Genomic DNA, 14,916 nt, shown 5'->3' on the forward strand with positions numbered 1-14,916 from the left:
CCTGGCGTATCCTGCTGACCTGCGTGCTCATCGTGGGATCGGTCTTCTTCGTCATGTGGGACAAGCACAACAAGTAGACGGCATCCTCCTGCCTTTGAGGGCGGGCTCGCCTCGTATCCCTGTCGCGTCCCCTGACAAAAACGCATTGGGGAAGAGGTGAGGGGGGAAGGGAACGCCCGAATGGCGGCCCGCAGGACCGTGCCCGTCAGGCGGCGCAGGAACCTTGCAGGCATCGTAGCCGAGCGAGGACATTCCCCTTTCCCCCAAAACACGCAACACATGGGCTGACAGGCCCTGTGGAGCATTTTCAGTTTGAAACGCTCCGCGTCCCAAACCCTGCGGGCTGGCGTTTCGCGGAAAAAACGCGGTCATCCCGCCTGGCCTGGGCCGGGCGGCGCTGCGCCGCCGCCTCGCGTTTTACCCTTTTCAAGGGCAAGACGCTCTCTCCCTGTACCGACAAGACAAAAAGGGCGCTCCCGTGGGAGCGCCCTTTCGTCATCTGATACCCTTCTCTTTCCGGCGGCCGACCGCCGGACGGGGAAGAGATATGTTACGCGTTCGTCTTGCGGTCGCGCAGCATCTTCACCGCGCAGAACTTGCCGCACATGGCGCAGACTTCTTCATTCTTGTGCTCTTCGCGACGCTTGTCGAGCTGTTCGGGATCAAGGGCGGCGGCGCGCATCTTGTCCCAGTCCAGCGTCTTGCGGCCTTCGTTCATGAGGGCTTCACGCGCCACGGCGCGCTTGGTGCCCAGAGCCACTTCGCCCACCTGCGCGGCCACGCGGGAGGCCATGACGCCCGCGCGCACGTCGGCTTCGTCGGGCAGGGTGAGGTGTTCGGCAGGCGTGAGATAGCAGAGGAAGTCCACCCCGGCCTCCACGCCGATGGCGCCGCCGATGGCGCCGGCGATGTGGTCATAGCCCGGAGCGCTGTCGCAGCACAAGGGCCCGAGCACATAGAGCGGCGCATTGTTGGTCAGACGCTTGATGCCCTGGATCTGGGTGCGCACCTGATGCATGGGCACATGGCCGGGCCCTTCGATCATGCACTGCACACCGCGCTCCAGCGCGTATTTGGCCAGACGGCCGAGATTGATGACTTCTTCCCACTGCGCGGCGTCGCCCGCGTCCACGCCCGCGCCGGGACGCAGACCGTCGCCCAGCGAGAGGGTGACGTTGTACTGGCGGCAAACGTCGATGAGGCGGTCAAAGTATTCGAGCAGGGGATTTTCCCGCTGGTTTTCCAGCATCCAGCGGGACAGCATGGAACCGCCGCGCGACACCACGCCCATGACGCGGTCGGCTTCCACGCCGTACTGCGCGCCCTTGAGGGACAGGCCGCAGTGCACGGTCATGAAGTCCACGCCCTGTTTGGCCTGCTTTTCGATCTCATTGAACAGATCGTCGGCTTTCATGGTGGCGATGTCGCGGTCCGCGTCGAGGATCTGCTGGCCCACGGCGTACATGGGCACGGTGCCCAGCGGGGCGGGGCTGGCGGCCAACATGCCCTGACGGATGGCATCCAGATCGCCGGCGATGGAAAGGTCCATCACCGTGTCGGCGCCCGCATCCAGCGCGGCCTTGAGCTTGCGTTCCTCGGTATTGAGGCAGTTGCAGAGCGGGGAAGTGCCGATGTTGGCATTGACCTTGATGCGGGACGGCTGGCCCACGATGATGGGCTTCACGCCCTTGTGGGCGGGGTTGGCCAGCAGCACCATGGTACCGGCGTTGATGGCGTCGGTGATGGTCTGGGGGTCGAGTCCTTCCTCGGCGGCGATCCGGGACAGGTGCGCGTCGAGCAGGTCGCGCAGCGCGCTGTTGAGCGAAAGAAGCGAAGATGCCATTGGTTGAGCCTCGCGGGTTGCGACGCAGGGCAGGGATAAAAAAAATCGCACGGCAGGAAAGCAATGCGATGACGAGCTTCCCTCCGGCAGTGCGAACTGCGTCAGGTTCACAGGGTCTGGGCCTTGCCCACTCTCAGCCGCGTCATCTGCCATGCGCGGCTCCCCTAGCTTGATTCGTCTTCTTTAGCCAAAAAAGATCCACCTGTAAAGGTCTTTCTTGTCGGCTTGCCTTGGCGGACGGGATGGGCTAGGCATGGGCCATGCGACGCCGAATCTTCTCCCCGGTGACCTGGCCGGTCATCTCCTTTCTGGCGGCCATCGTGCTGGGCGCGGTGGCGCTTGCCCTCCCCTTCAGTCACGCCGACGACGCGCATCTCGGCTGGCTGGATGCGCTGTTCCTGTCCACTTCCGCGGTCTGCGTCACCGGCCTGAGCACGGTGGACATCAGCACCGTCCTCTCTCCGGCGGGACAGGCCGTCCTCCTGCTGCTCATCCAGACAGGCGGCCTCGGCGTCATGACCTATACGAGCCTCGCCTTCCTGCTCTGGCGGCGGCAGGTGCCCTTCACCAGCCGCGAGGCCGTGAGCCAGGCCCTGCTGGGCGGTTCGTTCGACCTGCGGGCCTTTCTCCGGCAGATCGCCGGCATCATGCTGGGCATCGAACTTCTGGCCGCGCTGGCCCTCCATCTGCACGATCCGGCCTTCTTCACCCCGTTCCGGGCCATCTTCCATGCGGTGTCGGCCTTCTGCAACGCGGGTTTCGCCCTGCGTGCCGACAACCTCATGGCCTGGCAGCGCGATGTGACGGTCAACGTCATCATCAGCCTGTGCGTCATTTTCGGGGGGCTCGGCTTCGGCGTGCTGCACGAGCTGCTGGGCCTGCTCACGCGGGGACGACTGGGCGCGGAGGTCACGCGGCTTTCCCGCTTCAGCCGTCTGGTGCTGCGGACCTCGCTCTTCCTCGTCGTGGCCGGCGGCCTGCTCATCTATGTCATCGAATGGCGACGGCCCGGCAACGAGCATCAAGTGGGTGAAGGCTTCGACCTGCTGCTGACCGCCTTCTTCCATTCGGTCTCCGCGCGCACGGCGGGCTTCAACACGGTGGACATGGCCCACCTGAGCCTTGCCAGCCTGCTGCTCATCATGCTGCTCATGTTCATCGGCGGCGGGCCAGGCTCCTGCGCGGGCGGCATCAAGCTGGGGACCTTCCGCGTGCTGGTGGGCTACTTCCTTGCGCAATTCCGGGGCAATGACCAGATCGTACTGGGCGGACGCGGCGTGCCGCACGAAAACGTCAAGCAGGCGCTGACCCTCTTCTTCCTCTATTGTCTGACCATCGTGGGCTCACTCTTCCTGCTGACCCTTACCGAGACCGGCATCCTGCACCGCAGCGACGCGCACAGCGGCCTGCCCTTCGTCCACCTGCTGTTCGAGGTCGTTTCCGCGCTGGGCACGGTGGGGTTGAGCGTCAACGTCACCCCGCAGCTGACCGCGGAGGGCAAGCTGATCATCATTTTCAACATGTTTGCCGGACGGGTGGGCCTGCTCAGTCTGCTGCTGGCCATCCGCAGCCTGCGCAGACGCACGAGCTACGCCTATGCGGAAGCGCAGATGCCCATAGGTTAGAACATTTTGCCTTTGAAAAAGGCAAAGCGAGGCGGCAGCACAGCGCCGCCCGGCCCAACGTGAGCGGAACGACCGCGCTTTTTCCGCGAAACGACAGGCCGTATGGTTTGCAACGCGAAGCGTTCCACACTGAAAATGCTCTTGGAGCGGATTCGCATTGAGATCGTGTCCAATCTCAATGCTGACGCTGCCCTCACACTACGGAAAAAACGTGGTTTTTCCGTGTGTTCGGTTGCGGGTAGTCGCTCTCGCGACTACCAGAGCAATCCACATTTTCAATGTGGAATTGCTCTTAGGAATCGGGGGCCGGGGGCCGCGTCCGGCCCCGCTTGCCGCATACGGGACGTGCCCGCTTCGCCCATCCCGCCGCACGCCCGAGAGAGATCGTCACAGCCGGGACGGCGTGTCCCGGCCTTCAACCGACAGGAGACAACATGGCCGCCAGAAAAACACTGGAGATAGGCGTCATCGGACTGGGGAAATTCGGCCTGCGCATGGCCAGAACGCTTGTGGAGCTGGGCCATACCGTGGTGGGCATCGACCAGTCCGACGCCCGCGTCCAGCTTGCCGAGGAACACCTTGGAGCGGTCTACAAGGCCGATGCCACCAACTTGTCGGTGCTGCGCTCCCTGCGCGTCCAGGATCTGGACTGGGTGGTCATCTGCGTGGGGGCCGGGGTCGAACATTCCCTGAGCATCACGCTCAACGTGCAGGAGCTCGCCGGTCCGCGCATCTGGGTCAAGGCCTCCAATGAAGAGCATCGCAAGATCCTGGAACGCCTGCATGTGGACCGGGCCGTGGTGCCGGAAATGGAAGCCGCCGTCATGGCCGCGCACCAGCTCACCCATCCGGGTATGCTGGATCTCATCCCCAAATACGGCGGCATCGCCATCCAGGAGCTGGAGGTGGACAACTGGGACGGCAAGACGCTGGTGGAACTCAATCTCATGCAGGAACACGCCGTCATGGTCATGGGCATACGCCCCGTGGGAGAAGATGCCTTCATCTTCGTGCCGCCGGCCCGCACGACCCTGCATCGCGGCGACCGGCTGGTCCTCGCCGGACGCTCGGCTTTCATGGGCAAGCTGCGCCCCTGAGCGGTAGAACGGGAACGGTCCGCTCGATACCGGGCGCATCCTCCAGCTCAGGACGCATGACGTGTCCAGCGCGGCAGCTCTCTCCAGAACCGGCTCAAACGGCGCTCCCGTTCCGGCCAGTCCGGAGCGTAACGGGCAAGTTCTTCCCGGTAGGCGGTGGAATGGTCCATCCGCAGGATATGACACAGCTCATGCAGACAGAGGAAGGCGGCATCCTCCCGCGGCAGCAGCACGGCCCGCCAGTTGAGACGGATGACGCCCCTTCCCTGCCGGTCCCGGCTGCAGCTCCCCCAGCGTGAACGCTGATCCCGCACGCTGATCCCGCTCACCGCAAAGCCGTGTCGCCGCGCCAGCTCTTCCAGCAAGGGCGGCAAATACTGCCCGGCCTGCCGCCGACACCAGCGCCGCAGGGCTTCCGCCGCCAGTCCATCATCCACATCGCCAAAGAAGGTCAGGCTCGTCTCCGCCGCCATCAGCAGCAGACGCCGCGCCCCGGCTTCCACCCGCAACGGCGCATGGCCGCTGCGGGCGACGGCCGCGCAGCCCTGCTGCCAGTCCCCTCCCCGCCGGACAGCAAATGTCTGCCCCATCAGCGGCAGGGAAAGCTCTTCCGGCAGAAAATTCCCCTCCGGCCCTTCCTGGACACTGCGACGGTAGCGCCGCCATGCCCGCTCCACGAAGGGGAGCAGGCTCTCCAGCCAATCCAGCCCGTCTGCCAGAGATAACGCGGACGGCACGGACAGCCGCCACTCTCCCGCAGCCGTCAAACTGAGACGAGCACGACGGGCCCGCGTGGAACGCCGTACCGCAGCTTGCAGCTTCGTTCCGTCCGCCAGCCGAAAAACCAGCCTTTCCGCCCCCTCGGGGAGACGTTCCAGACAGACGGACGGCCCGTCGGGAGCGACGGCGGAAGGCTCAGACGAGCGCTGGGGAAAAACGGCTGACGGCGGCATATCTGTCATGCTGCCACAGGCCAGGGGACCTGTAAAGCGGACAGAAATGCCGAGCCTCCAAAAACAACACTGGAATTATTAACTTTTTCAGAAATGGCACCGGAGTTGCAAGAAATGATGCAGAAAACATCAACGCATGGAAAAATTTTCCCGTAGGAGAAGTTATGGACATCACAGCGTTGCAAAATAATGGCATCTTGTCTCTTGATACCAACAACACCGTCAGCAATCCTCTGGCCACTTACAGCAAGAATGACAACGCTGATACCACTTCCAGCAGTGACAGCGTGTCCATTTCCGAAGAAGCACGTCTTTTGTTCGCCCAGTCTTATGGACAGTACAATGGGCTTGTTTCCTCGATGCAGTCTTCCGATAGCAGTGATTCTCTGCTCCAGAGCCTGGCCCAGAGCTACACGTCCTCCGGCAAGGCGGATGAGAGCGTCGGCAGCCAGCTTGCGGCGGAAAGCACCGCTGCGGCCGAACAGTCCCAGAGCGCTGCCCCCGCTCCCGCTGAAGGCGGACAAGGCGGCGGTGGCGGACAGGGCGGCAGCGGCGAAGAGGACGACAGCGCCGAACAGGAGAACATCCGTCAGCAGATCTCCGCGCTGCAGTCCCGCGTCAGCATGTTGAGCGCCACGCTTGCTTCCGGCGATACGACGGCCTTCGGCCAGCTCGCCAGCCTGGAAGCGCAGATCTCCTCCCTCACAGCCAGCCTGCGCGCATAACTCCCTCCCCCTTCGTGTGCAGACTGCCAGAGGCATAAAGCGGAAGAGAACGCCCGTTCTCTTCCGCTTTTCTTCATGCATATCCAGCAGTCCCGGCAAGCTCGCTCCGCCGGTCTGTCTGAGGGAAAGGTCTTGCCCGTCCGCTGCCTGAAGGCAATACGGGCATATCGCTCAGGACGGATCCCGCTCGCCGCCCCCCCCCGTGGCATTCAGGGGCAGATCTTCCGGCAGAGGCGGCATGTCGGTCACGGCAAAGGGAGCACGCCACTCCGGCAGGCAGGAAAAGATTTCCCCGTCCGGCAGGATCACCCGCAGCGCGTGCAACATGAGCCGCGGAGCCGTACCGGGCGTGCCGTATTTGCCGTCGCCCAGTACCGGATGGCCCATATGGGCGAGCTGGGCACGGATCTGATGCGTGCGGCCAGTGTGCAGACGTACGAGGAGCAGGCTTCTGTCCGGCCCGCATGACAACGGCTGTACGGTCAACGACGCCTCCACTCCCTCGCCGGGGACCTCGCTCACCCGCATCCGCTCGCCCGTACCGGTGCTCGCCTTGCGGAGCCAGTGCGTCAGCCGCCGCGCACCGTGCCGCCAGTTGCCCGCCACCCAGACAAGGTATTCCTTGCTAAGCTCATGTCGCCGCAGGGCGGACGTCGTGGCGCTGAGCGCCGCAAAACTGCCCGCCACCAGCAGGATGCCGGAGGTGTCCTTGTCCAGACGGTGGATGGGGGTCGGGATATACGGTTGACCGGCATAAAAGGCGGCCAGCCGGCCGGCCAGACTGTCCTCATGCCCGGTGCCGGGCTGGGTCGGCAGGCCGGAAGGCTTGTTGAACGCCCAGATGTCGCCGCTCCTGCCCACCAGCGGCGGCAACGCGGCCGCCGGGGATGCGCTCCCGCCCGCCTTCTTGCGGCCCGCCATCCCCTGTGCGAAGGGAGGCAGACGGATCATGTCGCCCACGGCCACGATGGCAAAAGGCTTGGCACGGCCGCCGTTGAGCCGGACCTGTCCGGTGCGTATCCAGCGATGCAACAGGCCCTGCGGCAATTCCAGCCGCCGCTGGAGCAGCTGAAGAAGTTTCTGGCCGCTCTCCACGGCCTGTACGGTAAAGATGTGGGATGCTTCCGCCGCGGGGGCCGGCGGCGGGACGTGAGGATCTTCTGGCATGTGCGGCAACCTCGGTGCCGTGGTGAAAAAAAGCGACGGCTTCCAGAGCGTCGCTGGACCGGCCTCCACCATAGCCGCAGCAGGCTGGGAGGTCAACGTGCCCCGAACAAATGCCAGCTCGTTCGTTTACTTGTGGGAAGCGCTCCCTGCGGGGGAAAGGGGGGACTTTTTGCAAAAAAGTCCCCCCTTTCCCCCGCGCCCCCTTTCCCCTTCAAAAACTCTTCTCAAGGAGGATGGCAGGGAGCTGCTCTCCGGCAAGGCGTCCCCTGACCGATGGTCCCCCGGCGGGACCTGCGATGAAAGACATTTTTCTTGCATTGGATAACGCGCCTGCCCTTCCCGCTTGCTCCATCAAACGGGAGTCAGCACGCAGACGGACGAACGCCCTTTAGAGCATCTCCCATTTGAAACGCTTTGCGTTCCATCCATACGGGCTGCCCCGTCTCGCGGAAAAACGCGATCATTCCGCTCGCTTTGGCCGGACGGCGCGGCGCTGCCACCTCGCGTCATGCTTTTTTTCATGGCACAACGCTCTGATGAAAAGCTCCCCGTCCATTTTTTGCCTTTTCGGCCGTGCTGCCGGGGGACTGGCGTCCGGAGGAAGGCCTTGTGGAGGCAAGCTCTCCGTCATCTGCCCCGGCAAGTTTTTTTGAAGGATGGATGGGGGGCGCGGGGGGAAGGAAGGGGACTTTTTTGCAAAAAAGTCCCCTTCCTTCCCCCCGCAAAAAAAGCCCGATGCTAATCGGCTTCGTCCTGGACGACGGCGAACGCATCCGGCGTCTGGCCGCCGTGGGCGCGCAGGACCTTCAGGGCTTCGTCCCGCGTGAGGATGTGGCCCCGGCAGCGGGGATGCTGCAAGCGATTTTCCGGACAGTAGCCGAGCTGGACGCAGCTTGGCCCGGCGCCGCGGAAAAGATCGGGAGCGGCCTCCCGACACAGGCGCAGCATCTGCCGGGCAAGATGGCGTATCTCGTGCTGGGCGTTGCGGCAGCAGCGTATGGCGAACCAGTCCAGCAGGGCATGGGCGTTCATGCCGATGATGGCCTTGAATTCCGTGGCCTGCGGCTTGAGATAGCGCAGGTCCTCCTCCGGCAGTCCGGCCTCCAGCCCGGCTTCGTACCACTGGCGGGAAAGGTCGGCCAGATCGCGCCCGCTGAGGGCGGCCGTATGGCCGTCGGGCAGCGTGACCTGGGCTGAAAAATCACGGACGGACGGCGGATAGACGACCGAGTAGCGCCGCTTGCCGTTGAGCTCGGCCCGCCCCGATTTGATCAGATACGAGGCCATACGCTTGCGCACGAGCTGCACCTCGGTCACCCGCGAGTAGCCCTCCACGCCGAAGAGGAAAAAATCGAACTCCAGCGCGGCGCGATGCCCGCTGGAAAGGATATTCTCCACGATCTGCCGCGAATAGGGCGAGGCCACGATATCGTCGAGACTGCGCTCGCTGCGGACGAAACGCGCCGCGATATCGGTGAATATCCTGCCGCCGCCGGCCAGCAGCAGCACCTTGCCGTTGCCTGTGTATTTTTCTTCCAACATGCCGCCTCCAGAGCCGAAAAAAGAAGAGCCGCGCACGGGATGGACGCGGCGAGGGGCCACCATAGACGACTTTACCCTTGCCCACAACCGCCTTTCCGTCGCCTCTCCCCGCTCCCGCATGGCGCGGGTCAGGCAACGGGCCGGGGGCCGCCTTGACGCCTGCGGCCAAAAGGGGCATTTTTTTCATTTGGGCCGCCCCCTCTGGCCAGATTTTTTTCAAGGAGACACCATGAGCAAATCCACCCCCTGCGCCGCCCCTGTTGACGGTTTTTTCGGCGCGTACGGCGGCAGTTTTGTGCCTGAAGCCCTGCAACCGCGTCTGGATGAAGTCAGTCGGGCCTTTGAGGACGCCCTCAGGGATCCTGCCTTTTTCGAGGAGCTGGAATATCTGCTGGCGCACTTTGCCGGACGGCCCAGCCCGGTCTTCCACTGCGCCAATCTCAGCCGCAGGCTGGGCGGAGCGCAGATCTGGCTCAAGCGCGAGGACCTGAACCATCTGGGCGCGCACAAGGTCAACAATACGCTGGGGCAGTGCCTGCTGGCCAAGCGCATGGGCAAGACCCGCGTCATCGCTGAGACGGGCGCGGGGCAGCACGGTGTGGGCACGGCGGCCGCCGCGGCCCTCATGGGGCTGGAATGCACCATCTGCATGGGCGAAGTGGACATCGAACGCCAGCACCTCAACGTGACCCGCATGGAGATGCTGGGCGCCACGGTGCGCGCCGCTACCAGCGGACAGCGTACGCTCAAGGAAGCCGTGGACGAGGCGCTCGACATCTGGGTCAACGATCCGGAGATGTTCTATGTGCTGGGTTCGGCCGTGGGGCCGCATCCTTATCCGTACATGGTGCGGCAGTTCCAGTCCGTCATCGGCCGGGAGGCCCGCGCCCAGATGCTGGAAGCCGCGGGACGCCTGCCTGATCTTTGCCTGGCCTGCGTGGGCGGCGGCTCCAATGCCGTGGGCATCTTCTCCGGCTTCGTGGCGGACGAGGGCGTGCGCCTTGTGGGCGTGGAACCCGGCGGCATCGGTGCGGGATACGGCGAACATGCGGCTTCCCTTTGTCTGGGCGAGCCCGGCGTGCTGCACGGCTTCCGCTCCTACATGCTCAAGGATGCCGCCGGAGAAGCCGCCTCTGTCTACTCCATCTCCGCCGGACTGGACTATCCCTCCGTGGGACCGGAACTGGCCATGTGGAAGGACAGCGGTCGCGCCGAGTACGTCAGTGTGACCGATACCGAAGCCCTGCAGGCGTTCTTTGAGCTTTCCCGGCATGAGGGCATCATCCCCGCGCTGGAATCCTCCCATGCCGTGGCTCACGCCATCCGCATAGCTCCCGACCTGCCGAAGGACGCCATCGTGCTGGTCAACCTTTCGGGACGGGGCGACAAGGACGTGGCGCAGGTGGCCGAACTGGTGGCCTCCGGCAAATTTACCCCCGCTGACTAAAACGCCCTTTCGACGGCTGCGGCAAAAACACCGCAGCGCGGCACAAGGCCGCTTTTCAGGAGACAGGCAAGCCTCGAGCTTCCTGTCTCCTTGCTTTTCCGCGCGCCGACCGCCCGCCCGCACGGCCTGTCATCTTTTTTCGGTCTCCGCATCTTACTGAGAGTCTTTTGCGGTAAAAAAATTTTTACTATTCCTCTTGCAAGGCTCACGGGAAAATCCTATGGTTTCCCAGGTTTTTTCACGATCATGCGTTTCAGAGGAGGAAAACCATGAAAAAAATCATGACGCTTCTTGTGGCTGCCGGTATGCTGCTCGGGGGATTGAGCACGGCCCACGCCATCGACTTCAAGGCCAAAGGCCAGTGGATCGTCAGCGCGGACTATGGCCAGAACGGCAATTTCACCGGCGGCAACGGGCAGACGGGGTATAACGGCAGCGAAGACGAGTTCGAGGCCGAGCAGCGTTTCCGCTTCCAGCTGGACGCCGTGGCCTCTGAAAGCCTTTCCGGTACCCTGTATTTTGAACTTGGCGACCAGCGCTGGGGCAAGAACGGCAACGGTGCGGCCCTGGGCGCCGACGGCACCAGCGTCATCGAGATCAAGCAGGCCTACATCGACTGGCTCGTGCCGCAGACCGACCTGAAGCTCCGCATGGGTATCCAGGGCATGGCCCTGCCGAGCTTCACCACCGGCAGCCAGGTCTTCAATGACGACGTGGCCGGCATCACCGCCTCGTACAAGTTCAACGACAATGTGGCCCTCACCGCCCTGTGGGCACGGCCCATGAACGACAATTACAGCGGCTGGACCCGCGACGGCAATCCGAAATACCATGAGAACTACATGGACAATGTGGATCTGTTCGCCCTCGCCCTGCCCCTGACCTTCGACGGCGTGAAAGTGACCCCCTGGGCCATGTACGGCATGATCGGCCCCAACGCCTTCCGTAACGGCCGCGACAACTACTATACCATCAACGGCACCTCGGCCGGCACCTCCAATGCCTACTACAGGGCGGGCATGTATCCCATTGGCGGCGGCTCCCACAATGAAAAGCTCACCGGCTACGGCAATGCCGTGTGGGCGGGCATCACCGGCGACATCGTGGCCTTCGATCCCTTCCGCATCGCCTTTGACTTCAACTACGGCTCCGTGTCCTACGACGACACCTCGGCCAACCGCGCCGGCTGGCTGGCTTCGCTGCTGGTGGAATACAAGATGGACTGGCTCACCCCGGGCATCTACGGCTGGTACGGTTCCGGTGATGACGACAACACCGGCAACGGCTCCGAACGTATGCCCTTCGTGAGCGTGAACAACACCAACAACATGTTCTCCCGCTACGCCTTCAACGGCAATCCCTATCTTGCTCGCGAAAGCGCCATCGGTTACGGCATGACCGGCACCTGGGGCGTGGGCATCCGCGCCAAGGACGTGAGCTTTGTGGAAGACCTCAAGCAGTGCCTCTATGTCAACTTCATGGGCGGCACCAACAGCCCGCACATGGCCAAGGAACTGGTCAACCTCGGCTATGCCGCCAATACGACGGGGCTTGTCGGCAAGGACAGCATGTACCTGACCACCGACGACTATGCGCTGGAGATCGGCCTGGTCAACTCCTACAAGATCTATGAAAATCTGGAAATGGTCTTTGAAGCGTCCTACATCGCCATGTGGCTCGACAAATCCCGCAACGTCTGGGGCCACAGCGTCATGAACGGCAAGGACGACACCGTGCGCGACGCCTGGAACTTCAACCTCTGCTACGTCTACAGCTTCTAGAGCGTTTGCCTTTGAAAAAGGCACGTCGCGAGGTGGCGACACAGCGCCGCCCGGCCAACGCCAAGTGGAAAAACCGCGTTTTCTCCACGAAACGACAGGCCGCCTAGTTTGGAACGCAACGCGTTTCAAACGCAAAGAGCTCCACGACACAGCCGCCGCTGCTCCATACAGCGGCCGCGTACATGTTCCCGACAGGAGAGCCCGCTTCGGCGGGCTCTCCTCGTAACGATCCCCCTGTCCACACGATGACGGCGATCCCCGCGCGCCGCTTTGGGACTATCAGCGCTATGCACAGTTTATTTTGGGGGAAGGGGGACCCCGCGTTTTACTGTCGATGCCCTCAAGGCTTCTTCGCCGCAACGGGTACGGGCCTCCGAGCCTCCTTTCAATCGCTTCCGGCTCGCGCGATAGCCAGCCTTTTCACAACAGAGCGAGAAAAGGCGTTCTCGCCATGCTTCTCCCCAGCTCTTCCCAGCCCGCCTTGCCAGAAGGAACTGCGGGACATGGGGCTGACATTCCTCGGAATACATGTGGCCCCTGTGCAGAGTATTCGTTTTATCTATTTGAGGTGCAGGCGTCGTACTGGTATCGGCAGTAACGCGCGACGGCCCTTTCCGTCACAGACCAGCATGTCCTGTCAGCGTCCTTGGGGATGCGCTCTTGCGAGAAACCGCCCTTCACGCCTATACTCCGCCCATGCAACGTCCAGATCCCGCATCTCTGCCGGTGAGTCCCGGAGTCTATCTCTACAAGGACGCCAAGGGGCGCATCATCTATGTGGGCAAGGCCCGCGTACTGCGTCGCCGTGTCCTTTCCTATTTCCGGCCGGAGGGCCTGCCCGCCAAGACGCGCGCCATGCTTGCCCATGCCGTCAGTCTGGACGTGCTGACCACCACCACCGAAAAAGAAGCCCTGCTGCTGGAATCCAGCCTCATCAAGAAGCATCGTCCGCATTACAATATCGTCCTGCGCGACGACAAGCAGTACGTCCTTTTCCGCATCGATCCCAAGCATCCCTTCCCCCGGCTGGAGATCGTCCGCAAGGCCCGCCGCGACGGAGCGCGCTACTTCGGGCCGTTCACGTCAGCACTGGCGGCCCGTGAGACATGGAAACTCCTGCACCGGGCCTTTGCCCTGCGGCGCTGCTCGGACAGGGCCATGAAAAACCGCGTCAGGCCCTGCCTGTACCATCATATGGGACAGTGCCCGGCTCCCTGTATGCAACTTGTGGACTCCCGGCAATATTACGGAGCCGTCCACAAGGTCATCGAATTGCTGGAAGGCAAGTCCGCTCCCCTGCTGGCCCGTCTGCGTCAGGAGATGGAGGAGGCCAGCGAGGCGCTGGAATTCGAGGCCGCCGCCCGTCTTCGCGATCAGATCCGCGCCGTCGAGCGCACTGTGGAACGGCAGGCCACGGTCCTGCCCGGCGGCGGGGACATGGATGTCGTCGGCCTGTTTGCCGCGGACAAGGGGCTGGCGCTCGGCATCGTCTTTGTACGCAACGGAGCCATGACCGACGGGCGTACATTCTACTGGAGCGGACTCAGCTTCGAGGATGCGCCGGAACTTCTCTGGTCCTTTGTGGGACAGTATTACGGCACCATGACGCCGCCGCCGCGCATCCTGCTGCCCTGGTTGCCACCGGACAGCGAAGATACGGAAGCGCCTGACGATACCGGGACGGAGTCGATGGAGAGCGACCACGCGCACAGTCAGCGCGAAACACTGGAACAGATGCTGTCCGAGCGGCGCGGCGGAGCTGTCCGGTTGGTCGCGCCGCAACATGCCAAGGATAACCAGCTCGTCGACGTGGCCCAGTCCAATGCCCGCGAGGAGGCCCGTCGGCGCGAACGCCATGCGGAACAGGACATCCTGCAACAGCTTGCCGCGGCCCTCCACCTGCCGGAGCGCCCGCAGCGCATCGAATGCGTGGACGTTTCCCATACCGGCGGCCGCCAGACGCGGGTCGGCATGGTGGTCTTTGAGGATGCCCGCCCCAATCCGCCCGCTTATCGCAGCTACGCCATGCCCGACGGGGGGGATGATTACGCCACCCTGTACCACTGGGTCGCCCGGCGACTGGAAAGCGGGCCGCCCTGGCCGGATCTGCTGCTCATCGACGGGGGACGCGGTCAGCTCAACGCCGTGCAGCGCGCACTGGAAGAGGCCGGACAGGGAGAGCTTTTTCCTCTGGCCTCCATCGCCAAGGCCCGCGACGAGGACGGCCATGCCGACCGCCGCGCCGGCAATGTGGCTGACCGCATATTCCTGCCGGGCCGCAGCAATCCGCTGCCCCTGCGGGAAGGCGGACCGGAACTGCTCTTTCTCCAGCACATACGCGACACGACCCACGACTTTGCCATCGGCCGCCATCGCAAGGCTCGCGGCAAGGCGGCCCTTTCCGGAGAACTCATGCGGCTGCCCGGCATAGGACCGGCCACGGCTCGCCTGCTCTGGGAACATTTTTCTTCGCTGGAAGCCATGCGCGCCGCCAGCGAGGAAGATCTGCGGCGCCTGCCGGGCATCGGCTCCGCCAAGGCCGCCCTGCTCCGGGAAAAGCTGCGCGGGCTTTAGGGCCTGTTAACACCATTCGTTGCCTATTTAGAGGGAAGAAAAAAACCTCGCTCTGCTGTCGATGCCTGTAAGGCTCCTTTGTCGCCTAGATGTAGAGTGTCAACACGTTGTTCACCCTCTGCTCAGACATGAAGCTGGAGGTTTTCTGCCAAGAGCCGAATG

At 63.4% G+C, this 14,916-nt stretch carries 10 protein-coding genes and 1 riboswitch; of the genes, 6 read left to right on the plus strand and 4 right to left on the minus strand.

Features of this window, described 5'->3' with window-relative positions; genetic code table 11:
* Window positions 1–550: 550 nt before the first annotated feature.
* Complete coding sequence (gene thiC, locus Q0K00_RS08885) at window positions 551–1,843, minus strand: phosphomethylpyrimidine synthase ThiC (protein WP_297228698.1); 1,293 nt, start codon at window positions 1,841–1,843, stop codon at window positions 551–553.
* Window positions 1,844–1,904: 61 nt separating this feature from the next.
* Window positions 1,905–2,019, minus strand: a riboswitch (TPP riboswitch).
* An 84-nt stretch (window positions 2,020–2,103) separates the two neighbouring features.
* Between thiC and Q0K00_RS08890 the strand changes: the two genes are divergently transcribed.
* Together Q0K00_RS08890 and Q0K00_RS08895 are read left to right on the plus strand one after the other, a co-directional pair.
* Window positions 2,104–3,468 carry a potassium transporter TrkG gene (locus Q0K00_RS08890; RefSeq protein WP_297228700.1) on the plus strand — a complete coding sequence of 455 codons (1,365 nt, stop codon included), beginning with the start codon at window positions 2,104–2,106 and terminating at the stop codon, window positions 3,466–3,468.
* 434 nt (window positions 3,469–3,902) lie between these two features.
* The gene (locus tag Q0K00_RS08895; protein ID WP_297228701.1) at window positions 3,903–4,565 is read left to right on the plus strand and encodes a TrkA family potassium uptake protein; all 663 of its coding nucleotides are present in this window, start codon (window positions 3,903–3,905) and stop codon (window positions 4,563–4,565) included.
* Window positions 4,566–4,612: 47 nt separating this feature from the next.
* Here Q0K00_RS08895 and Q0K00_RS08900 read toward each other — a convergent pair whose 3' ends face one another.
* Window positions 4,613–5,518, minus strand: a complete 906-nt coding sequence (locus Q0K00_RS08900) for a YgjP-like metallopeptidase domain-containing protein (RefSeq protein WP_297228703.1) — start codon at window positions 5,516–5,518, stop codon at window positions 4,613–4,615.
* Window positions 5,519–5,682: 164 nt separating this feature from the next.
* On the opposite strand from Q0K00_RS08900, the gene Q0K00_RS08905 reads away from it, so the two are divergent.
* Window positions 5,683–6,243, plus strand: a complete 561-nt coding sequence (locus Q0K00_RS08905; protein ID WP_297228705.1) for a hypothetical protein — start codon at window positions 5,683–5,685, stop codon at window positions 6,241–6,243.
* Window positions 6,244–6,414: 171 nt separating this feature from the next.
* Here Q0K00_RS08905 and Q0K00_RS08910 read toward each other — a convergent pair whose 3' ends face one another.
* Window positions 6,415–7,410, minus strand: a complete 996-nt coding sequence (locus tag Q0K00_RS08910; RefSeq protein WP_297228707.1) for an RluA family pseudouridine synthase — start codon at window positions 7,408–7,410, stop codon at window positions 6,415–6,417.
* A 738-nt stretch (window positions 7,411–8,148) separates the two neighbouring features.
* Window positions 8,149–8,952 carry an FAD-dependent thymidylate synthase gene (gene thyX, locus Q0K00_RS08915; protein WP_297228709.1) on the minus strand — a complete coding sequence of 268 codons (804 nt, stop codon included), beginning with the start codon at window positions 8,950–8,952 and terminating at the stop codon, window positions 8,149–8,151.
* Window positions 8,953–9,181: 229 nt separating this feature from the next.
* Here thyX and trpB point away from each other — a divergent pair, with 229 nt between their 5' ends.
* The 3 genes from trpB (at window position 9,182) to uvrC (ending at window position 14,754) form a co-directional block, all read left to right on the plus strand.
* On the plus strand, window positions 9,182–10,399 hold the full coding sequence (trpB, locus tag Q0K00_RS08920; RefSeq protein ID WP_297228711.1) for a tryptophan synthase subunit beta: 1,218 nt from the start codon (window positions 9,182–9,184) through the stop codon (window positions 10,397–10,399).
* A 269-nt stretch (window positions 10,400–10,668) separates the two neighbouring features.
* Complete coding sequence (locus Q0K00_RS08925; RefSeq protein ID WP_297228713.1) at window positions 10,669–12,180, plus strand: outer membrane homotrimeric porin; 1,512 nt, start codon at window positions 10,669–10,671, stop codon at window positions 12,178–12,180.
* A 696-nt stretch (window positions 12,181–12,876) separates the two neighbouring features.
* On the plus strand, window positions 12,877–14,754 hold the full coding sequence (gene uvrC, locus Q0K00_RS08930) for an excinuclease ABC subunit UvrC (RefSeq protein ID WP_297228715.1): 1,878 nt from the start codon (window positions 12,877–12,879) through the stop codon (window positions 14,752–14,754).
* Window positions 14,755–14,916: the final 162 nt, after the last annotated feature.

The organism is uncultured Desulfovibrio sp. (assembly GCF_944327235.1).
Lineage (GTDB): Bacteria > Desulfobacterota > Desulfovibrionia > Desulfovibrionales > Desulfovibrionaceae > Desulfovibrio.